The following is a 19,260-nucleotide window of genomic DNA, read 5'->3' as shown; positions in this document are numbered from 1 at the left end:
CTGCAGAACAAAGACAGAATCACCAATAACGGAATACAAGAGCAGCACGAGGGTCGAGGAAATGTTGTCGTTCAGGAAGCCATCCGGAAATATCGACATCCCCAGTCTGTCGAAGGGAAGCGGAGGGACCACTCCGCACGATGCTGCAGGGCCTGCCGCGACGGAGCCGGCAAGCCTGGACCAGATTGCCAGGCATCGCCGCATCCTGCTGCTGCAAGGACCGAACGGCCCGTTCTTCGCGCGCCTGCGCGACCTGCTCACGGCCAAAGGCTGCCAGGTCACCAAAGTCAACTTCAACGGCGGCGACGATGCCTTCTATCGTCGCGGTGACATTGTCAGGTTCGTGCAGCCGATGGTGCTGTGGGAATCAGTGCTCCGTAGCCTGGTTGCGGAACGCCGCATTGACGCCATCGTGGTATTCGGCACCAGCCGCCGTCATCACCGCATTGCCGCGCGGGTGGCTGAGGCTCTGGGCATTGCATTCTGGGCGTTCGAAGAAGGCTACGTGCGCCCCGATTACATCACGCTGGAGTGCGGCGGCGTGAATGCGGACTCTCCGCTGGCTCCGCTTGCGAACGCGGAGATTCCGAAGGTCACTGCGCCGCCGAAGCCCCGCAAGTTCCGGCATTCATTCCGTAAGATGGCGCTGTATTCGTTCTGGTACTTTGCCGGCGGCATGGCCGGTGCGCGCCGCTATCCGCATTACCAGCATCACAAGCCGTTCGGCGTGCATGAACTGGGGCAATGGACACGGGCGGCATACCGCAAGCAGGTATATCGCTGGCAGGAGCGGTCGCTGCGCGAGCAGTTGCTGGCAAACGAGCATCCACACTTTTTCCTGGCTCCGCTGCAGGTGTACAACGACAGCCAGATTCGGGTGCATAGTCCCTGGCGCCGTATCGAGGATTTCATCGAGTGGACAGCGCATTCCTTTGCCGAGCATGCGCCGGCCGACAGCGTGCTGGTGTTCAAGCACCATCCCATGGATCGGGGTCATACCGACTACGCAGCCTTTATTGAGGCATGCGCCGCACGCTTCGGTGCCAGCGGCCGCATCGTCTATATTCACGATGCCCACCTGCCTTCGTTGCTGCACCGATGCATGGGATTGGTGACGGTGAACTCCACGACCGGTTTGCAAGCCTTGTTTCACCGCGTTCCCGTCATTGCGCTTGGTCGCTGCTTCTACGCCAAGCCCGGCCTGACTTACCAGGGGTCGCTGGATGCCTTCTGGAATGATCCAGGCGCTGTCGACATGCGGGTCTATTCGCGTTTTCGCAACTACCTGGTGCGGGTGTCGCAAATCAACTCGTCGTTCTATGCCGACGACATGCTGGTGCCCGTTCCGGAGCAGCGTCGCAAGGATCTGCAAAGGCGAAAACTGGCGCGGCTGCTGTTTGTCGCCGGTCTCGTCGCCGCCGATGCCTATAGCGGTCGGGTCTGGGATATCAACGCAACCGTCAACGTGCTGGCGGCGCTTCTGGTCGGATAACCCATAAATCCGGCCGCGCGGCCAAAGCTCTGCATGACGAGGTCACTGGCCTGTTTCCATCATATGTGTTCGTCACACCAGTCTTGCACAGCGGATTCCATCACAAGGGCGGCAAGGGCAACTATCGCAAGTAGAACAAGGCTGAGGGGCAGCATGCGAGTCCTTTTGTCGAGCGTTCAGCTCCGTGTTCTATTCAACGGCTGGTGCGGGGCAGTCACAAATTGGAGGAAACCCGGATGCCGGCCCGAATTTTCGCATTGAGTAAGCCCCGGGTTTTTTCGCCGCCGAATAGCGGATCGCGGCCAGCAAATTGGATATTGTTTCAAAACTACAACAGTCAAGTCCGTGGCATTCTCGACCCGGCTTGCCGGCCCGATATCCGGCTGTTCCGTGCTTGATCTGTCGCTATACTGTCGGGCGCCTTGGCGCCGTTAGCGGCACCGGATAGCAGGTCCAACCGCATTACCCCCGCTGCGCCCCCAGCCCCCATTCTTCGCCCCCGCCATGAGAGAACGCATCGCCGGCTTCCTGCTGATGATCTTTATCGTCCCGTTGGCCGTCCTCGGATACCTCCTGATCGTCTATATCGGTTTCTTCGGCAAGACCGAGCGCGGTCGGGCAGGGGTGCGGGCGCTCGATCATTTCGTCAATGCGACGCTGTTCAATGGCTATGCCTGGGAGTCGGTGTCTTCGCACGCCTGGCGCGAACAGCATCGCTGGTGGGCCCGTTTCATCATCTGGTTTACCGACAAGTTCCAGCAGGACCACTGCCGGCGCGCCAACAAGCGTGAGCAGCCGATCGTGGACCTGGTACTGAAGAAGAATCTGCACCACCGAACGCAATGATGAGCGCTGCCCTTCAGGAAACACCGGCGCAGGCTGCTCCTGGCCTCGTAAGGCGCCGCAAGGTCTATTACGTCAGCGGCTTCGATCCACGCGGCGCGGCGTTCTATCACCGCCTGTATCGCGAAGAGTCGGCGAAGCAGGCCGTCCATCATGGCGGTTCGGTCGCCGTGGGAAGCCGCTCGCGGCTGGGGGAGCATGTCAGCGCCTGGAACGTCGACAGTGAATGGGATGGCCATCCGGTTTCCACGGAGTACCAGTTCCTGCATTGGGACGACCTGGTGCGTCGGCACTGGGAGCCGAGCCTGCCGCGGCTGGTGTGGTCGACGCTCGCCAGCTATGCGCGCTATATCGGTTGCGGCGCATTCGGCCGCCTCAGCAAGACCTTCCGCGGGCCGTTCTTCAGTGCGTTGTATCCGCTGGTTTATCTGGCGCTGCTGCTGATGCTGTCGCTCGGTATCGGGATTGGCGCTTCGGCGGCGCTGTCAGCGGTGGGAGTGCCTGGATGGCTGGCGGTGGCGGGCGGGATGGCCGCCGGCGCCGTGCTGTTCGGCGGCGGGGTTGCGCTGGCGAACCGCCTGGCGGTGTTCTGGCTGCTGCGGATCTACCGTTTCGTGCAGGCGTGGGGCGAGCGCGAGCCCGAGGATGTCCGCCAGCGCATCGAAGCGTTTGCGGACTGGATCCGCCGTGACCTGGAAGCATCGCCCTGCGATGAGGCGCTGGTGGTGGGCCATAGCGTCGGCTCGATCGTCGGCGTGTCGCTGGCGGCGCGCCTGGCAGATGCGCTGATGCCGGCGCAGCGCCGCGGCCTGACGCTGGTGACGCTGGGGCAATGCATTCCGCTTTTGAGCCTGATGCCGTCGGCCACTGCGTTCCGCCGTGATCTGCAGTGCCTGTCGGCAGAGCGGGAGATGCAGTGGCTGGACATGAACGCCCGTGCCGATTCGCTGTGTTTCTCGCAGGCCAATCCGCTCGATATTTCGGGAATTCCCGGCGCGGCCTCGGGCAGGCCCACCGCGCAGGTGGTGCGCCCGTTCCGCATGTTCGGCAAGCAGGAATACGCGCGCATGAAGCGCAGCAAGCAGCGCTTGCATTTCCAGTACCTGATGGCAAGCGCCTTACCTAACGAGTATGACTATTTCCGGATGACGGCCGGCCCGCGCCGCATCCAGCCTTTCTGACACCCGCAGTTCGCCCCCCATGAATTTCCAGCCCCCGTATCCCAAGCCGCATGTGCGCAAGAGTTCGTTCCTGTTGCGCTTTCTGCGTGGCTGGAATTCCTGGATCGATGTGCTGTTCGAGCGCAGCTATTCGATGAAGATGGGCAAGATCTCGCAGCCCGGCATGGACATCTACATGGTGAACGATGCCGACTGGGTGCGCCGGATCCTGGGGGATGCGCATGCGTATCCCAAGCACAAGCTGATGCACAGGATGCTGGAGCCGCTGCTGGGCACCAGCATCTTCACCACCAACGGTGAGCTGTGGGAGCGGCAGCGCCGTCTGGTGGAGCCGGCGTTCGCGCAGGCGCGGCTCCGGCTGGTGTTCGCGCTGATGGCCGATTCGGTGGCGGGCATGACGCAACGCCTGGATGAGGTGGCGGACGGGCGTTCGTTCGAGGTCGACGGCGAGATGACCTACGTGACGGCGGACATCATCTTCCGCACCATCCTGTCGGAAACTCTGGAAGAATCCGCGGCGAAGGAAATCTACGACGCCTTCCTGGAATTCCAGCATCACGCGCAACGGGCGATGATCCTGATGATCTACCGGTTGCCGCCGCTGTATTCGGCCTGGGCCAGCAAGCGTGCGGCAAAGAAGATCCGGTCGATCCTGTCGGGGATCATCGCGCGACGGATGGCGGAGCGCGACAACGGGCAGGGCAGCGCAAGGCAGGACATCCTGGCCGCGATGATGGACGCTGTCGATCCGGTCAGCGGCGATCGGCTTACCTATGAAGACCTGGTGGACCAGGTCTGCATGCTGTTCCTGGCCGGGCACGAGACTTCGGCCAGTGCGCTGACGTGGGCGCTTTACCTGATGTCGCAATGCCCGCACCTGCAGAACCAGATGCTGTCAGAGATCCAGGCCGCGGTGGGCGAGCGGGAATTCGAGCTGAGCGATATCAAGAGCCTGCCGACGGTTGGCAATGTGTTCCGCGAAACGCTGCGCCTGTACCCGCCGGTGGGGTTCTTCGTGCGCGAGGCCGCGCAATCGCAATGCATCCGCGACAAGTCGGTGAAGGAAGGCTCGCCGATCCTGATTTCGCCGTGGCTGCTGCATCGGCACCGCACGCTGTGGGAGCGGCCGGACGAGTTCGATCCGGATCGTTTCGATACGCCGGCCGGCAAGGAGTCGTCGAAATGCGCATATATCCCGTTCAGCAAGGGGCCGCGCGTGTGCATCGGCGCTGCCTATGCAACGCAGGAAGCCGTGCTGATACTCGCCAGCATCGTTCGCCGGTATCGCGTCGAAGCGGATCCGGGACACGTGCCGAAGGTGGTGGGGCGCGTAACGGTCCGTTCCGGCAACGGGGTGCGAGTCCGGCTGCAGCGCCGCTGACCGTCGTTCTCGCTGCGACTAGAACCCGCTGATCCGCAACCCGATTGAAAACAACCCATAGGTCCGGTCAAGCCGGCTTGCGGTGACCGGGTTGTACAGCATCGGCACGTAGCCCATCAGGCTATTCTGTGCCCCTTGCCCACGCACGAAGACATCGACGTGGCGGTTGATCGCGTAAGACGCCTGCAACAGCACGGTCTGGTTGAACTGGGTCCTGGCCGATCCATACGCCATGTAGCGATTGTCCAGTTCGCGGAAGAAGTACTGGACGTGGTAGCCCGCGGTCAGGCTCCATGCGCCCAGGCCCCAGCGCCATGAGCCGCCCGCGCCGACGAATGCGCCGCTGTCATTGAAACTTCTGCCGGCGTCGACGCCGACATCGGCGGCATTGAGGCGAAAGCCGCCGCCGGACGCGGTGGCGCGGCCCACTCTGCATGGCGCCGCCAGCGTACCGGTCGCCATGTTGTCGGCACCGACCCTGACGTTGTAAAGGCAAGAGCCTTGCTTGAGCGTGCCCTGTATATCGCCGGCCCGGACCCAGCTATAGCCGCCACTGATAAAGCCGGTCAGGGACTGGCTCGGCCACGGCTGACCGGTGTAGACCAGATCGGCCTGCACCTGCGTGTCGTTCGGATGGGCGATGCTGTAGTCGGCGAGCTTGCTTCCCGGCATTGCGCCGGATTTGCGCAGGCTGCCGGTGTAGTTGCCCCAGGCCGACAGGCGCAACGTGAGCTTGCGGCCAGCGTCCGGCGTCGTGATCAGGCCATAGCTGGTCGACGCCAGCCAGCTGTCAATGCCGGCGGAGTCGTCGCCGTGGCTGAGGTGGCGGCGCCAGTAGCCTGCTTCCAGCGACCAGTCTGGGGACAGCTTGTAGCCGAGCCGCAGATGGCCGCCCTGGTAATGGGTGCCCATGTCATACGCCGGTTCGGCGTAATAGCCCCGCGCCGCCGCCCCGACCGGCTCCGCGCTCAGCAGCGCATCCTCCATGGCGCCGAACGCCATTCCCGCTGGCGCCATCATCATGGCGCCGATGCAGGCCCTCAGCCTGCGCTGAATCCTGGCGTCCATCCTTGTCCCCCGATTGGCCTGTTGTTGTTCACTGTCGTGCCGGCCGCTGCGCCGTCTGTCGCGATGCTTGGCGTTAAATGAATGTTGGAAAGCGGCAGGACGATAGACAACCCGGCTTGGTGCGGCGGCGCACGCACGGAAGGCTTGGCGAAGGGAGGGGACGGTAATGTGAAGAGCCTTGACTTTAGCTCGTACGATATATATCGTAAGATATGTCTAGCGACATATAGGAGAGCTTCATGCATCACCACCACCCCCATCACCCCGGCTTCGCTCCCTACCCGGACTTTCTCGGAAGAGCCCGCCATCTCATGATGCGCCTCGCTCCGCACATGGCCCGACACGCCATGGGCCGAGGACACGGCAGCTTCTGGGGTGGCCGCGACGATGATGCCTTCGGCCCCGGCGGCCCTGGCGGCTTCGACGAGGAAGGCTGGCGCCGCGGCCGCAAGTTCAGCGCGGACGACCTGCAATTGCTGCTGCTGTCGTTGCTGGAGGAAAAACCCAGCCACGGCTACGAGCTGATCAAGGCGCTGGAGACGCGTACCAACGGGTTCTACAAGCCAAGCCCCGGCGTGGTCTATCCCGCGCTGACCTACCTGGAAGAAGTCGGCTATGCCACCGTCGACACCGAAGGCAACAAGAAGCGCTACCAGTTGTCGGAGACCGGCAAGGCCCATTTGGCGGCCAATCGCGAGCGGGTCGACGTGATGGTGGCGCGGCTGCGCCATGTGGCGCGCAAGATGGAGTGGATGCGCCGGGCGATGCGTGGCGAGCAGCAGCCTGATTCGGAGCAGGGCGGCTGGCTGCCCGAGCTGATGCAGGCGCGTGCCGCGCTGAAGCAGGCGTTGGTGATGCGCAGTGAAGCCAATGCCGACGAGCAGCGCCGCATTGCCGCGATCCTGGCGCGCGCGGCGGCGGAGATCGAAGCAGGCCCGCAGGCCTGAACCATGGCGCTGACCCTGGCATCGGCCTTTGGCAATCGTGCCCGGCAGGCGCAGGGCGCGCAGACAAGGAATTCCGATATGACGACAAACGCTACTGAATCCGCACGCAACCTGACGGTCGAGCGCGTGCGCCATCCGCTGAAGATACGCCTGCTGCAGGTGGTGCGCACCACGCAGGTATCGCCGCAACTGCTGCGCGTGACGCTGGGCGGCGCCGACTTGCAGGGCTTTGTTTCGGCGTCGTTCGACGATCACGTCAAGGTGTTTTTCCCGGCTGCCGGCGAGGACAAGCCGGTGCTGCCGCAGGTCACCGCGGACGGCATTGCGTTCCCCGAGGGCCAGCCGCGTCCGGCGGCACGCGACTATACGCCGCGCCGCTACGATGCCGCGAAGCAGGAGCTGGACCTCGAATTCGTGCTGCATGGCGACGGGCCCGCGTCGACGTGGGCGGCCCAGGCGCGGCCGGGCCAGTACCTGGGCGTGGGCGGGCCGCGCGGTTCGTTCGTGGTGCCGACGGGGTTCGACTGGCACCTGCTGGTCGGCGACGATACGGCGCTGCCGGCGATCGCGCGCCGGCTGGAAGAGTTGGGCGCCGACACCCATGCCATCGTCGTGGTGGAAGTGGGCGATGCCGCCGCGCAGATCCCGCTGCCGAGCGCGGCGCAGGTCGACGTGCACTGGCTGCATCGCGGGGATGCTCCCGAAGGCAGCCTGCTGGAAGGCGCGCTGCGCAAGCTGGCGCTGCCGCGCGGCGAGGGCTATGTGTGGGCCGCCGGCGAGGGCGCGGCGATGAAGGCGGTGCGCCAGTATCTGGTGACGGAACGCGGCATCGACAAGAAGCGCATTCGCGCCTCCGCTTACTGGAAGCGTGGGGCGTCGGCGGTGCACGAGACGCTGGACGACTGAGCGCGCCAGCGCGGTGTACGCGGGCGCGGGCATGTCCTAAGATGGCGGCATCGCCATTGCCAGGAGCAGCGCCGTGCCATTTGCCATCCAGTCATTGCGCATCGCCGCGGCAGCGGCCTCCATCGCCACGCTGGCCGCCTGTGCGCCGGACTCCGTGCGCAATATCGAGGCCAGGGGCTTCAACGCCTATCTCGATTCGCTGCAGACCGCGTGCCCCAATATGGTGGTCGGCTCCAGCAATATCAGCGAGTGGCTGCGCACCAGCGGCAGCCGGGACGACGACAACTACGTCTACTGGCTGGACCAGACCTCGCGGCTGTACTACCGGCGCATTTCCCCGGCGCAGTATCGCGACTCGGTCAGCGCGGCGCTTGGCGGCAAGTCGGATGCGCGCGCGCTGGACTGCATCGTGCGCAACCTGCCGGCGGAGCGGCCGACGCATCCGCCGGGCGGCAAGCTGCTCTGAACGATCACGCACGATCGCGCATACGGTCGCACATGGCCGTTGTACAATCGCCGCATCCCCGCTAACATGAGTCCCCGGCAGACGAGACAAAGTCTGCCGACGTCGCTCGGACGGTTCCGGGCGCTTACGTAAAGGACTCCCTCATGACTGCCGCTTCCTCCGGCAAGCGCCGCTTTGCGCGCATCGATCGCCTTCCCCCGTACGTTTTCAATATCACCGCCGAGCTGAAGATGGCCGCCCGCCGCCGTGGCGAGGACATCATCGACATGAGCATGGGCAATCCCGATGGCGCCACGCCGGCGCATATCGTGGCCAAGCTGACCGAAGCGGCGCAGCGGCCCGATACGCACGGCTATTCGGCGTCCAAGGGCATTCCGCGGCTGCGCCGCGCGATCTCGCACTGGTACCGCCAGCGCTATGACGTCGACATCGATGCGGATACCGAGGCCATCGTCACCATCGGCTCCAAGGAAGGCCTCGCGCACCTGATGCTGGCCACGCTGGATCGCGGCGACACCGTGCTGGTGCCCGATCCCAGCTATCCGATCCACATCTACGGCGCGGTGATCGCCGGGGCCGATATCCGCTCGGTGCCGCTGGTGCCGGGCATCGACTTCTTTGCCGAGCTGGAGCGCGCCATCCGCGGCAGCTATCCCAAGCCCAAGATGATCGTGCTGGGATTTCCGTCCAACCCGACGGCGCAATGCGTGGAGCTGGACTTCTTCGAGCGCGTGATCGCGCTGGCGCGCAAGCACGACATCTTCGTGGTGCACGACCTGGCCTACGCGGATATCGTCTTCGACGGCTGGAAGGCACCGTCGATCATGCAGGTGCCGGGCGCCAAGGACATCGCGGTGGAATTCTTCACGCTGTCCAAGAGCTACAACATGGCGGGCTGGCGCGTGGGCTTCATGGTCGGCAACCCGGACCTGGTGGCGGCGCTGACGCGCATCAAGAGCTATCACGACTACGGCACCTTCACGCCGCTGCAGATCGCCGCCATTGCCGCGCTGGAAGGCGACCAGCAATGCGTGAGCGAGATCGCCGCGCAATACCAGTCGCGCCGCGACGTGCTGGCGCGCGGGCTGATCGAGGCGGGCTGGCCGGTGGAAATCCCGAAGGCCTCGATGTATATCTGGGCGCGGATTCCCGAACCGTACCGCGCGCTGGGCTCGCTGGAGTTCTCGAAGCAGCTGCTGGCCAAGGCCAAGGTCTCGGTGTCGCCCGGCATCGGCTTTGGCGACTATGGCGACGAGTACGTGCGCTTTGCGCTGATCGAAAACGAATCGCGCATCCGCCAGGCGGTGCGCGGCATCAAGGCGATGTTCCGGGCGGACGGTCTGGTGAAGCCATCGACGGCGGCACAGGCATGAACCTGCGCCGCGCTCAGTAGCGGCGCAGTGCTTCCAGGTCGAGCACATGCACGGCGCCGTGCTCGACCGCCAGCAAGCGTTCGCCCTCCAGCACCTTGAGCGCCGCATTGGCCCGCTGGCGCGAAATCCCCGCCAGCAGGCCCACTTCCTCCTGCGTCAGATACAAGGCCGGACCCAGGCCGGGGCATAGCACCGGATTGAACAGCGTCGCCAGCGCGCGCGCCACGCGGCCCTCGATGCCATGCAGCCGCTCATGCTCGACGGTGGCGATAAACAGGCCGAGCCGTTCGTTGAGCTGGTCGAGCAGGTAGCGGTTGAAGGGCAGGCTGGTTTCCTGCAACCAGCGGAACGTGGCACCGGGCATGCAGGCGATGCGCGAATCGCGCAGCGCCACCACGTCATAGCGCAGCGCCTCGCGCTTGAGCAGCGAGCCTTCGCCGAGCCAGCCGCCGGCCGGCACGCCGGTCAGCGTGGCGCGCTTGCCGGACGGCGCGGCGCAATGCACCTTGACCAGGCCGTCGGCGACGCCCAGCCAGCTGTCGGCGAGGTCGCCCTTGCGGATGACATAGGCGCCTTGCGGCACCGCACGCTCGCGCAGTTCGGCGCGCACGCGCTCGCGTTGCACCGGTGTCAGTGCCGCAGCCCAGGGGCTGCGCGCCAGCAGCGCGTCGAGGCTCACCGCAGCGCATCCGCTCAGTGGGGCAGGGCCAGCGGCTCCTCGCCCGGCGCCCACCACGGCCGGAACAGCGCCTGGACCCGGGCATCGTCCACGGCGTCATAGCTGGTGACGCGCCAGCGCGGGGCGTTGTCCTTGTCGACGATCAGCGCGCGTACGCCTTCGACGAAATCGCCTTGCGTGAAGGTGTTGACCACCACCGCCAGTTCCATGCGGAAGCAGTCGGCCAGGTCCATCCTGGGCCCGCGCAGCAGCAGCTCGCGCGTGGCACACGCGGACAGCGGCGAACGGGTGCGCAGCACGTCGATGGTGCGGGTGGCCCATGCGGTGTAGGCGGGGTCGTCCTGGCAAGCCAGTCCGGCCAGGATCTCCGGCAGCGTGGCATGTCCCGCGAAATGCTGCAGCAGCGCCGGCAGCACTTGCAGCAGCGGCGCTTCGGCGGCGCTGGCAACGGGCTCGCGCACCAGCGCGCGGCGCAGGTCCGTCAGCGTGTCATGGCCCCAGTCGATGCCGGCCAGGGTTTGCTCCAGTTCGTCCAGCGTGGCGCTGCCCACTGCCGCGTCGGCCAGTCCGCACAGCAAGGCATCAGCCGCACCGATGCTCACACCGGTCAGGCCCAGATAGAGCGCCAGCGGCAGCGGCAGCTTCGACAGGAAGTGGCTGGCCCCCACATCCGGCACCAGGCCGATGCCGGTCTCGGGCATTGCCACGCGCGAGCGTTCGGTGACGATGCGCAGATGCGCGGCCTGTGCCAGGCCCATGCCGCCGCCCATGACGATGCCGTCCATCAGCGCCACCAGCGGCTTGGGATAGCGGTGCAGGCGGTAGTCCAGCGTGTATTCGTCGATAAAGAAGCGCTGGTGCAGCGGCGTGCCGTCGCGATAGCTGTCGGTCAGCGCGCGGATATCGCCGCCGGCGCAGAAGGCCTTGGGGCCCGCGCCGCGCAGCACCACCGCGCGGATGGCATCGTCAGTGGCCCAGGCTTCGACCTGTGCGCCCAGCGCGACGACCATCTGATACGACAGCGCATTGAGCTGGCGCGGCCGGTTCAGCGTGGCGATGCCGACGCCGTTGACCACCTGGAACAGCACCTCCGGCTCGGCCACATCCAGGTTGGCGGCCTTGGTTTCTTCGGTCAGGCGCATGGCGCGCTCCTAGGCGTTGCGCCATTGCGGCGCGCGTTTCTCGAGGAAGGCATTGACGCCTTCGCGCTGGTCGGCATCGTCGAACAGGTCGACAAAGCGCTCGCGCTCCAGCGCCAGCGCGGCCTGGCGCGGCACGCCCTGGCGCGCCAGGTGCACCAGCCGCTTGCTGTGCGCGGCGGCGCGCGGGCTGACCTTGCCGGCGCGTTCGGCCATCGCCAGCGCCGTGGCAATGGCCTGGCCGCGCGGCACGACTTCTTCCACCAAGCCGATGCGCAGCGCGGTGGCCGCGTCGACGCGCTCGTTGGTCAGAATCATGCGCTTGGCCCAGCCTTCACCCACCAGCCACGGCAGCGTCTGCGTGCCGCAGCCGCACGGCAGCAGCCCCACGGCGGCTTCGGGCAGCGCCATCTGCGCCTGCTCCTCGGCGATGCGGATATCGCACGCCAGCGCGCATTCCAGCCCGCCGCCCATGGCATAGCCATTGATCGCGGCGATCACCACCGGACGCGCATTCTGCAGGGCTTCGAAGGCGCTGCCGAACTGCTGCGCCATCACGCGCGCGTGGGCGCGGTCACCCTCCGCAAAGCCGTTCAGGTCGGCGCCGGCGCTGAAGAATTTCTCGCCGGCTCCGGTGACGACCACGGCGCGGACTTCCGGGTTGGCGTCGATCCTTGCCACCAGTTCGCGCAACTGTTGCAGGCCTTCAGCGGTGAACGCGTTGGCGGGCGGGCGGCTCAGCGTGAGCGTGGCGACATGGCCGTGCAGGGCGAACTCGATCATTGCTGGTGCTCCTTGTCCGCGGCGGACAGGTACTGGCGGATCACGCCGGAGAAGTCGAGTTGGCCGTCGCCGGCATGGCTCACCGCCTGGTAGACCTGCTGCGCCAGCGCGCCGAGAAACAGCGGCTGCTTCACGCTGCGCGCGGCGTCGTTGGCCAGGCCCAGGTCCTTCAGCATCAGGTCGGCGCCAAAGCCGCCGCTGTAGCCGCGGCTGGCGGGCGCGGTCTCGATCACGCCGGGCCACGGGTTGCAGGTATCCGAGGCCCAGCAGCGCCCGGTGGAGGTATTGACGATGCCCGCCAGCACATTGGCATCGATGCCAAGCTTGACCCCCAGCGCCATCGCCTCGGAGACGCCGATCATGGAGATGCCCAGGATCAGGTTGTTGCAGATCTTGGCGACCTGGCCGGTGCCGGTGCCGCCGCAGTGGACCAGGTTACGGCCCATGCCGGCCAGCACCGGTCGCACCTGCGCGAACAGCGCTTCGGAGGCGCCGACCATGAAGGTCAGCGTGCCGGCCTGCGCGCCGACGGTGCCGCCGGAGACCGGCGCATCGGCCAACGAATTGCCGCGCGCTTCCGCCGCGGCGGCCAGTTCACGCACGGTGGCGGGGTCGATGGTGCTGGAGTCGACCAGCGGCACGCCGGGCCGCACCCCGGCCAGCACGCCGTCTTCGCCAAGGTAGGCGCTGCGCACGTGCGCGGCCGCTGGCAGCATGGTGATGACGAAATCCGCTTCGGCCGCCGCCTTGCGCGCCGAGTCGGCGCTGCCCGCGCCCTCGGCGCGCAGCGATGCCACCGCGGCGGCGTTCAGGTCGAATACGGTCAGCGTGTGACCGGCCTTGAGCAGGTTGCGCGCCATGGGCGCGCCCATGTTGCCCAGGCCGATGAAGGCGATATGCATGGGTGTCTCCGTCGTATCAGGTGTCAATATCCCGCTTGCTTGCTCCCCTCTCCCGCTTGCGGGAGAGGGGCGGGGGTGAGGGTAGGAGTGTCAATTGGCTACGGCGTCAGTCCAAATCCATCTGGCATTCGCATGCCGGGGGTGACGGTGCGATTGCGGTACTGCCGGCGCCGGCCCTCACCCCAACCCTCTCCCGCGAGCGGGAGAGGGAGCACACAAGCGGTTCGCGTCTGGCGTCGTCTCGGTTACTTCAAACTGATCGTCGTATTCACCCCATCATTGACCGTGGCGTCATCAAACCACCGCGCCGTCACCGTCTTGGTCTGCGTGTAGAACTGCACCACCTGCTTGCCGTACGGCCCCAGGTCGCCCAGCTTGGAGCCGCGCGAGCCGGTGAAGCTGAAGTAGGGCACCGGCACCGGGATGGGGATGTTGATGCCGACCTGGCCGACATCGATCTCGCTCTGGAACTTGCGCGCCGCGGCGCCGCTCTGCGTGAACACGCCGGTGCCGTTGCCGAACGGGTTGCGGTTGACCAGCGCGATGGCGTCGTCCAGCGTGTCGACGCCGATCACCACCAGCACCGGTCCGAAGATCTCTTCGGTGTAGATCGACATGTCGGTCTTCACGTCGGTGAAGATGGTCGGGCCGATGAAGTTGCCCTGCGGATATCCCGGAACTTCCACGCCGCGCCCGTCCAGCACCAGCGTGGCGCCTTCGCGCTCGCCGGCGGCGATCAGGCCGAGAATGCGCTCCCTGGCCGCGACCGAAACCACAGGGCCGACATCGGTGCCCGGTTCCACGCCGGCGCCTACCTTGAGCGACTTCGCACGCGCCACCAGGTCGGGCACCCAGTCACGCGCCGCGCCCACCAGCACCACCACCGAAGTGGCCATGCAGCGCTGGCCGGCTGCGCCGAAGCCGGCGCCCGCCAGCGCATTCAGGGTCTGCTCCTTGTGCGCATCGGGCAGCACCACCGCGTGGTTCTTGGCGCCCATCATCGACTGCACGCGCTTGCCGTGCGCGCCGGCGAGGTTGTAGACATGGGTGCCGACGGCGGTGGAGCCGACGAACGACACCGCCTTGATGTCCGGGTGCGTGCACAGCGCATCGACCACGTCCTTGGCGCCGTGCACCACGTTCAGCACGCCCGGCGGCACGCCGGCCTCCAGCGCCAGCTTGACCAGCTCCATGGTCGACAGCGGATCCTGCTCGGACGGCTTGAGCACGAAGGTATTGCCGCAGACGATCGCCATCGGGAACATCCACAGCGGGATCATCGCCGGGAAGTTGAACGGGGTGATGCCGGCGCAGACGCCGATCGGCTGCTGCAGCGTGTAGGTATCGACGGTGGCGGCCACGTTCTCGGCAAAGCCGCCTTGCTGCAGCGTGCCGATGGAGCACGCGTGCTCGACCACCTCCAGCCCGCGGAAGATATCGCCTTCGGCATCGGCCAGGGTCTTGCCCTGCTCGGCGGTCAGGATCGCGGCGATACGCTTGCTGTGCTCGCGGATCAGCGCCTGGAAGCGCAGCATGACGCGCAGCCGCGCGCCGATCGGCGTGTGGCGCCAGCTGGCAAAGGCGCGATGCGCGGCGCCCACGGCTGCCGCGACTTCGCTGGCGGTGGCGAGCGGCACGCGCGCCAGCACTTCCTGCGTCGCGGGATTGACCACGTTGCGGAATTCGGTGGCGGACGAATCCACCCATTCGCCGTTGATCAGCAGCGGTACGGTCGGCACGGCAGTGGCGGTGTTGGGCACGGCAGTCATTGGTTGTCTCCGGAGGATGTTGTTCTGCAGGGGAAGAGGGGAGTAGAGGGGGTCAGAGGCTGCGCGCGATCAGCATGCGCTGGATCTCGCTGGTGCCTTCGTAGATCTGGGTAATGCGGGCGTCGCGGTAATGGCGCTCGACCGGGTAGTCTTCGAGGTAGCCGTAGCCGCCGTGGATCTGCAGCGCCTTCGAGCACACGCGCTCGGCCAGTTCCGACGCATAGAGCTTGGCCTGCGACGCTTCGGACAGGCACGGCACGCCCTCGCTGCGCATGCGCGCGGCGCGATGCACCAGCAGCCGCGCGGCATTCAGTTCGGTGGCCATGTCGGCCAGCATGTTGGCGATGGGAGGATGCTCGCGCAGCGCACGGCCGAACTGGATGCGCTCGGACGCGTAGCGGCAGGCGGCCTCGAATGCCGAGCGGGCGATGCCGATCGCCTGCGCGGCGATGCCGATGCGTCCGCCCTCCAGGTTCGACAGCGCAATGCGCAGGCCCTCGCCGGGCTCGCCCAGCAGCGCGTCGTGCGGGACCACGCAGTCTTCCAGCGTGATGGCGCAGGTGTCCGAGGCGCGGATGCCCAGCTTCTTTTCCGGTGCGTGCACGATAAAACCCGGCGTGTCGGTGGGAACCAGGAACGCCGAGATGCCTTTCTTGCCGCGCTCCGGTTCGGTCGCGGCAAACACCACCGCCACGCCCGCGCGCTGGCCGTTGGTGACAAACTGCTTGCTGCCGTTGAGCACCCAGCCGTTGTCGGTAAAGCGGGCGCGGGTGCGCAGGTTGTGCGCTTCGGAGCCGGCCTGCGGTTCGGTCAGGCAGAACGCGCCGATCAGCTCGCCGCTGGCCAGCCGGGCCAGGTAGCGTTCCTTCTGCGCATCGGTGCCGTAATGAAGGATCGGCCCGCAGCCGACCGAGTTGTGCACGCTCATCATGGTCGCGCAGGCGGCGCAGCCGGCAGCGATCTCTTCGATGGCCAGCGCGTAGGCGACATAGTCGGTATAGGTGCCGCCCCATTCCTCGGGCACGATCATGCCCAGCAGCCCGAGCGCGCCCATTTCGGCGACGATCTCGTCGGGAAGGCGGCCGTCGCGGTCCCATTGCGCGGCGCCGCCGGTCAGCCGTTCGGTGGCAAAGGCGCGCGCGCTGTCGCGGATCAAGGTTTGCTCTTCGGTGTAGTCGCTGTGCATGGCAGATTGGGTGGGCGTTTGGAGCGGCGCTGCAACTCAGGCAGAATGCGCGCTCGGCGTTTGACCTGCGGGCAGTGTAGGAACGCCCGGGGCCGGCTCCTATGCCAAAATCCGCCAATCTTCGTGAACTCGTTTGCCACCCGCCAGCGCCATGGAAAAAGGCAGTGTCGCCATCTGTTTCGTCCACCACGCCATCGCGGGGCTGCGCGCGCGCGGCATCGACCCGGAGCCGGTGCTGCGCGGCGCCGGAATTGCCCCGGCGCTGCTGGCGGTGCCGCAGGCGCGGGTCTCGACCGCCAGCTACAGCGAACTGTGGCTGGCGGTGGCCGCGGCGCTGGACGACGAGTTCTTTGGCCAGGACTCGCGCAGCATGAAGTGCGGCAGCTTTGCCATGCTGTGCCATGCGGTGGCGGGCAGCCGCACGCTGGCGCAGGCGCTGGAGCGCATCACGCGGTACTTCCGGCTGCTGCTCGACGACATCGGCGTGCGGCTCGAGCGCCACGGCGACGAGGCCGCGCTGGTGCTGACCACGCCGAGCGCGCATCTGGGCCGGCAGCCCGGCGTGTTCGCGCAGGAAACCATGCTGATCATGCTGCATGGCCTGATGAGCTGGCTGCTGCGGCGGCGCGTGCCGGTCCGGCTGGCCGCGTTCGCCTATGCCGAGCCGCCGTACAGTGCGGAATATCGCGTCATGTATTCGCGCCAGCTGGCGTTCGCGCAGCCGGCGACGGCGCTGGTGTTCGACGCGACGCTGCTGGAGCAGCCGGTGCGACAGGATGAGCGCAGTTTGAAGGCGTTCCTGCGCGACGCGCCGCACAACGTGGTGGTCAAGTACTCGGACCGCAGCAGCATGGGTGCGCGCGTGCGCAGGCTGCTGCGCAACCAGCGCCCGGATCAATGGCCGACCTTCGAAGACCTGGCCGTCAGCCTGAACCTGTCGGCGTCGTCATTGCGGCGCCGGCTGATGGAGGAGGGCGTGAGCTACCAGGACCTGAAGGATGCGCTGCGGCGCGACCTGGCGATCGAGGCGCTCAGCCATTCCGGGCGCGCGGTCGCCGATATCGCGGCCGAGCTCGGCTTTGCCGAGCCCGGCGCGTTCCACCGGGCGTTCCGGCGCTGGACCGGATCGCGCCCCGGCGCGTACCGCCGCGTGGCGGAAGGCTGAGTCCGCGGCTACAGCTGCGCGGCGTGGTGCCGGATGTGGTCGGCGATAAAGCTGGTGATGAAGTAATAGCCGTGGTCGTAGCCGCTGTGCCGGCGCAGCGTCAGCGGCTGGCCCACGGCCTGGCAGGCCGCGGCGAAAGCGTCCGGATGCAGCTGGCTTTGCAGGAACTGGTCGTCCATGCCTTGGTCGACCAGGATGCCGGCCGGGAACGGCGCACCCTGCTGGCGTGCCATCAGCTCGCTCGCGTCATACTGTACCCACGCGGCGCGGTCGCTGCCGAGGTAGCCGGTAAAGGCCTTTTCACCCCACGGGCAGCGCGTCGGCGCGGCGATCGGCGCGAACGCCGACACCGAGCGGAAGCGCTGCGGATGGCGCTGCGCCAGCACCAGCGCACCGTGCCCGCCCATCGAATGCCCGAAGATGCCGACGCGCGCGGCATCGCCCGGCAACGCGCTGGTCACCAGTTCGAACAGTTCTTCCGCGACATAGCTTTCCATGCGCCAGTGCTTGTGCCACGGTGCCTCGGTGGCATCGAGATAAAACCCTGCGCCCACGCCGAAGTCCCACGCATCCGCTTCGCCGGGCACGCCCGCGCCGCGCGGGCTGGTATCCGGTGCCACCAGCATCAGGCCGTGCTCGGCGGCAAAACGCTGTGCGCCGGCCTTGATCATGAAGGTCTCTTCGGTGCAGGTCAGGCCGGCCAGGTAGAACAGCACCTGCACCCGGGCGCCAGCCTGCGCCTGCGGCGGCAGGTAGACCGAGAAACGCATCGGCAGCCCGATCGCCGCCGAGTCATGGCGATAGAAGCGCTGCACGCCGCCGTGGCAGCCATGTTGCGAGATCAGTTCCATGTCTGCGCCGTCGTCAGTACAACACCACCGAGCGGATCGACTCGCCGCGCTTCATCAGGTCGAAGCCCTCGTTGATGCGCTCCAGCGGCAGCGTGTGCGTGATCAGGTCGTCGATATTGAGCTTGCCTTCCATGTACCAGTCGACGATCTTCGGGACGTCGGTGCGGCCGCGCGCGCCGCCGAAGGCGGAGCCTTTCCATTCGCGTCCGGTCACCAGCTGGAACGGACGCGTCGAGATCTCCGCGCCGGCCTCGGCCACGCCGATGATGATCGACTTGCCCCAGCCCTTGTGGCAGCACTCCAGCGCCTGGCGCATGACCTGGGTATTGCCGATGCATTCGAACGAGTAGTCCGCGCCGCCGTCGGTCAGCTGGATGATGTGGTCGACCACGTTGTCGACGTCCTTCGGGTTGATGAAGTGGGTCATGCCGAACTTGCGCGCCATCGCCTCGCGCGCCGGGTTCAGGTCGACGCCGATGATCTTGTCCGCTCCCACCATCTTCGCGCCTGGATCACGTTCAGGCCGATGCCGCCCAGGCCGAACACCACCACGTTGGCGCCGGCCTCGACCTTGGCGGTGAACAGCACCGCGCCCACGCCCGTGGTGACGCCGCAGCCGATGTAGCAGACCTTGTCGAACGGCGCATCCGGGCGGATCTTTGCCAGCGCGATCTCCGGCACCACGATGTGGTTGGCAAAGGTCGAGGTGCCCATGTAGTGGAAGATGGGCTTGCCGTCGATCGAAAAACGCGAGGTGCCGTCCGGCATCAGGCCCTTGCCTTGCGTCGCGCGGATCGCCTGGCACAGGTTGGTCTTGCGCGACAGGCAGAACTTGCACTGGCGGCATTCCGGCGTGTACAGCGGGATCACGTGGTCGCCGGGCCTGAGCGAGGTCACGCCCGGGCCGACGTCGGTGACGATGCCCGCGCCCTCATGGCCCAGGATTGCCGGGAAGATCCCTTCCGGGTCGGCCCCGGACAGCGTGTAGTAGTCGGTGTGGCAGATGCCGGTGGCCTTCACTTCCACCAGCACTTCGCCGGCGCGCGGGCCGTCGAGGTCGACGTCTTCGATGGTCAGCGGGGCGCCGGCTTTCCAGGCGATGGCGGCTTTGGTTTTCATGGGGGTCCTC

17 protein-coding genes and 1 pseudogene are annotated in these 19,260 nt (G+C 66.6%); 9 read left to right on the top strand and 9 right to left on the bottom strand.

Annotated features, from left to right (window positions below; all coding sequences use genetic code 11):
* Positions 1-61: 61 nt before the first annotated feature.
* From A2G96_RS26715 to A2G96_RS26700, 4 genes are all read left to right on the top strand, one after another.
* The gene (locus A2G96_RS26715) at positions 62-1,492 is read left to right on the top strand and encodes a capsule biosynthesis protein (RefSeq protein WP_231909662.1); all 1,431 of its coding nucleotides are present in this window, start codon (positions 62-64) and stop codon (positions 1,490-1,492) included.
* A 504-nt stretch (positions 1,493-1,996) separates the two neighbouring features.
* A complete protein-coding gene (locus tag A2G96_RS26710; RefSeq protein WP_062803201.1) occupies positions 1,997-2,338 on the top strand; it encodes a hypothetical protein in 342 nt (113 codons plus the stop codon).
* Positions 2,338-3,516: a hypothetical protein gene (locus A2G96_RS26705; protein ID WP_062803200.1), complete on the top strand. Its 1,179-nt coding sequence runs from the start codon at positions 2,338-2,340 to the stop codon at positions 3,514-3,516. The genes A2G96_RS26710 and A2G96_RS26705 overlap by 1 nt, the downstream gene beginning before the upstream one ends.
* A gap of 19 nt (positions 3,517-3,535) precedes the next feature.
* Positions 3,536-4,897, top strand: coding sequence for a cytochrome P450 (locus tag A2G96_RS26700; RefSeq protein WP_062803199.1), 1,362 nt, complete (start codon positions 3,536-3,538; stop codon positions 4,895-4,897).
* Positions 4,898-4,915: 18 nt separating this feature from the next.
* Here the strand turns inward: A2G96_RS26700 and A2G96_RS26695 are convergent, their stop codons facing one another.
* A complete protein-coding gene (locus A2G96_RS26695; protein ID WP_150124255.1) occupies positions 4,916-5,965 on the bottom strand; it encodes a hypothetical protein in 1,050 nt (349 codons plus the stop codon).
* Positions 5,966-6,204: 239 nt separating this feature from the next.
* Here A2G96_RS26695 and A2G96_RS26690 point away from each other — a divergent pair, with 239 nt between their 5' ends.
* From A2G96_RS26690 to alaC, 4 genes are all read left to right on the top strand, one after another.
* Positions 6,205-6,912, top strand: a complete 708-nt coding sequence (locus A2G96_RS26690; RefSeq protein ID WP_062803197.1) for a PadR family transcriptional regulator — start codon at positions 6,205-6,207, stop codon at positions 6,910-6,912.
* Positions 6,913-6,990: 78 nt separating this feature from the next.
* Entirely contained in the window at positions 6,991-7,818 is an 828-nt protein-coding gene (locus tag A2G96_RS26685; RefSeq protein WP_174549327.1) for a siderophore-interacting protein, read from the top strand.
* A 73-nt stretch (positions 7,819-7,891) separates the two neighbouring features.
* Positions 7,892-8,284, top strand: a complete 393-nt coding sequence (locus tag A2G96_RS26680) for a hypothetical protein (RefSeq protein WP_062803195.1) — start codon at positions 7,892-7,894, stop codon at positions 8,282-8,284.
* Between the two features lie 143 nt (positions 8,285-8,427).
* Complete coding sequence (gene alaC / locus A2G96_RS26675; RefSeq protein WP_062803194.1) at positions 8,428-9,657, top strand: alanine transaminase; 1,230 nt, start codon at positions 8,428-8,430, stop codon at positions 9,655-9,657.
* A 13-nt stretch (positions 9,658-9,670) separates the two neighbouring features.
* On the opposite strand, the gene A2G96_RS26670 is transcribed toward alaC, so the two are convergent.
* The 6 genes from A2G96_RS26670 to A2G96_RS26645 form a co-directional block, all read right to left on the bottom strand.
* Positions 9,671-10,336 (bottom strand): Crp/Fnr family transcriptional regulator, encoded by a 666-nt coding sequence (locus tag A2G96_RS26670; protein WP_062803193.1) that lies wholly within the window; start codon positions 10,334-10,336, stop codon positions 9,671-9,673.
* Positions 10,337-10,350: 14 nt separating this feature from the next.
* Positions 10,351-11,478, bottom strand: coding sequence for an enoyl-CoA hydratase/isomerase family protein (locus tag A2G96_RS26665; RefSeq protein ID WP_062803192.1), 1,128 nt, complete (start codon positions 11,476-11,478; stop codon positions 10,351-10,353).
* Positions 11,479-11,487: 9 nt separating this feature from the next.
* Positions 11,488-12,258: an enoyl-CoA hydratase gene (locus A2G96_RS26660; protein WP_062803191.1), complete on the bottom strand. Its 771-nt coding sequence runs from the start codon at positions 12,256-12,258 to the stop codon at positions 11,488-11,490.
* The gene (gene mmsB, locus A2G96_RS26655) at positions 12,255-13,160 is read right to left on the bottom strand and encodes a 3-hydroxyisobutyrate dehydrogenase (protein ID WP_062803190.1); all 906 of its coding nucleotides are present in this window, start codon (positions 13,158-13,160) and stop codon (positions 12,255-12,257) included. Before mmsB ends, A2G96_RS26660 begins: the two co-directional genes overlap by 4 nt.
* 245 nt (positions 13,161-13,405) lie before the next feature.
* A complete protein-coding gene (locus A2G96_RS26650) occupies positions 13,406-14,929 on the bottom strand; it encodes a CoA-acylating methylmalonate-semialdehyde dehydrogenase (protein WP_062803189.1) in 1,524 nt (507 codons plus the stop codon).
* A gap of 52 nt (positions 14,930-14,981) precedes the next feature.
* Entirely contained in the window at positions 14,982-16,115 is a 1,134-nt protein-coding gene (locus A2G96_RS26645; protein ID WP_062803188.1) for an acyl-CoA dehydrogenase family protein, read from the bottom strand.
* A gap of 151 nt (positions 16,116-16,266) precedes the next feature.
* Here A2G96_RS26645 and A2G96_RS26640 point away from each other — a divergent pair, with 151 nt between their 5' ends.
* Positions 16,267-17,280, top strand: a complete 1,014-nt coding sequence (locus A2G96_RS26640) for an AraC family transcriptional regulator (RefSeq protein ID WP_062803187.1) — start codon at positions 16,267-16,269, stop codon at positions 17,278-17,280.
* An 8-nt stretch (positions 17,281-17,288) separates the two neighbouring features.
* On the opposite strand, the gene fghA is transcribed toward A2G96_RS26640, so the two are convergent.
* Both fghA and A2G96_RS26630 read right to left on the bottom strand, forming a co-directional pair.
* On the bottom strand, positions 17,289-18,131 hold the full coding sequence (fghA, locus tag A2G96_RS26635; protein WP_062803186.1) for an S-formylglutathione hydrolase: 843 nt from the start codon (positions 18,129-18,131) through the stop codon (positions 17,289-17,291).
* Positions 18,132-18,144: 13 nt separating this feature from the next.
* Positions 18,145-19,250: pseudogene (locus A2G96_RS26630) on the bottom strand (S-(hydroxymethyl)glutathione dehydrogenase/class III alcohol dehydrogenase).
* Between the last annotated feature and the right edge of the window lie 10 nt (positions 19,251-19,260).

The organism is Cupriavidus nantongensis, from assembly GCF_001598055.1.
Taxonomy (GTDB): Bacteria; Pseudomonadota; Gammaproteobacteria; order Burkholderiales; family Burkholderiaceae; genus Cupriavidus; species Cupriavidus nantongensis.
The sequence above is the reverse complement of the archived record's forward strand: the minus strand, read 5'-3'. Positions and strand labels throughout refer to the sequence as shown.

Coding starts and splice junctions, on each gene's coding strand:
- A2G96_RS26715 (WP_231909662.1), top strand. CDS start 62: ATGTTGTCGTTCAGGAAGCCATCCGGAAATATCGACATCCCCAGTCTG.
- A2G96_RS26685 (WP_174549327.1), top strand. CDS start 6,991: ATGACGACAAACGCTACTGAATCCGCACGCAACCTGACGGTCGAGCGC.
- A2G96_RS26660 (WP_062803191.1), bottom strand. CDS start 12,258: ATGATCGAGTTCGCCCTGCACGGCCATGTCGCCACGCTCACGCTGAGC.
- A2G96_RS26650 (WP_062803189.1), bottom strand. CDS start 14,929: ATGACTGCCGTGCCCAACACCGCCACTGCCGTGCCGACCGTACCGCTG.
- A2G96_RS26665 (WP_062803192.1), bottom strand. CDS start 11,478: ATGCGCCTGACCGAAGAAACCAAGGCCGCCAACCTGGATGTGGCCGAG.
- A2G96_RS26700 (WP_062803199.1), top strand. CDS start 3,536: ATGAATTTCCAGCCCCCGTATCCCAAGCCGCATGTGCGCAAGAGTTCG.
- A2G96_RS26695 (WP_150124255.1), bottom strand. CDS start 5,965: ATGGACGCCAGGATTCAGCGCAGGCTGAGGGCCTGCATCGGCGCCATG.
- fghA (WP_062803186.1), bottom strand. CDS start 18,131: ATGGAACTGATCTCGCAACATGGCTGCCACGGCGGCGTGCAGCGCTTC.
- A2G96_RS26640 (WP_062803187.1), top strand. CDS start 16,267: ATGGAAAAAGGCAGTGTCGCCATCTGTTTCGTCCACCACGCCATCGCG.
- A2G96_RS26705 (WP_062803200.1), top strand. CDS start 2,338: ATGAGCGCTGCCCTTCAGGAAACACCGGCGCAGGCTGCTCCTGGCCTC.
- A2G96_RS26710 (WP_062803201.1), top strand. CDS start 1,997: ATGAGAGAACGCATCGCCGGCTTCCTGCTGATGATCTTTATCGTCCCG.
- alaC (WP_062803194.1), top strand. CDS start 8,428: ATGACTGCCGCTTCCTCCGGCAAGCGCCGCTTTGCGCGCATCGATCGC.
- A2G96_RS26645 (WP_062803188.1), bottom strand. CDS start 16,115: ATGCACAGCGACTACACCGAAGAGCAAACCTTGATCCGCGACAGCGCG.
- A2G96_RS26690 (WP_062803197.1), top strand. CDS start 6,205: ATGCATCACCACCACCCCCATCACCCCGGCTTCGCTCCCTACCCGGAC.
- mmsB (WP_062803190.1), bottom strand. CDS start 13,160: ATGCATATCGCCTTCATCGGCCTGGGCAACATGGGCGCGCCCATGGCG.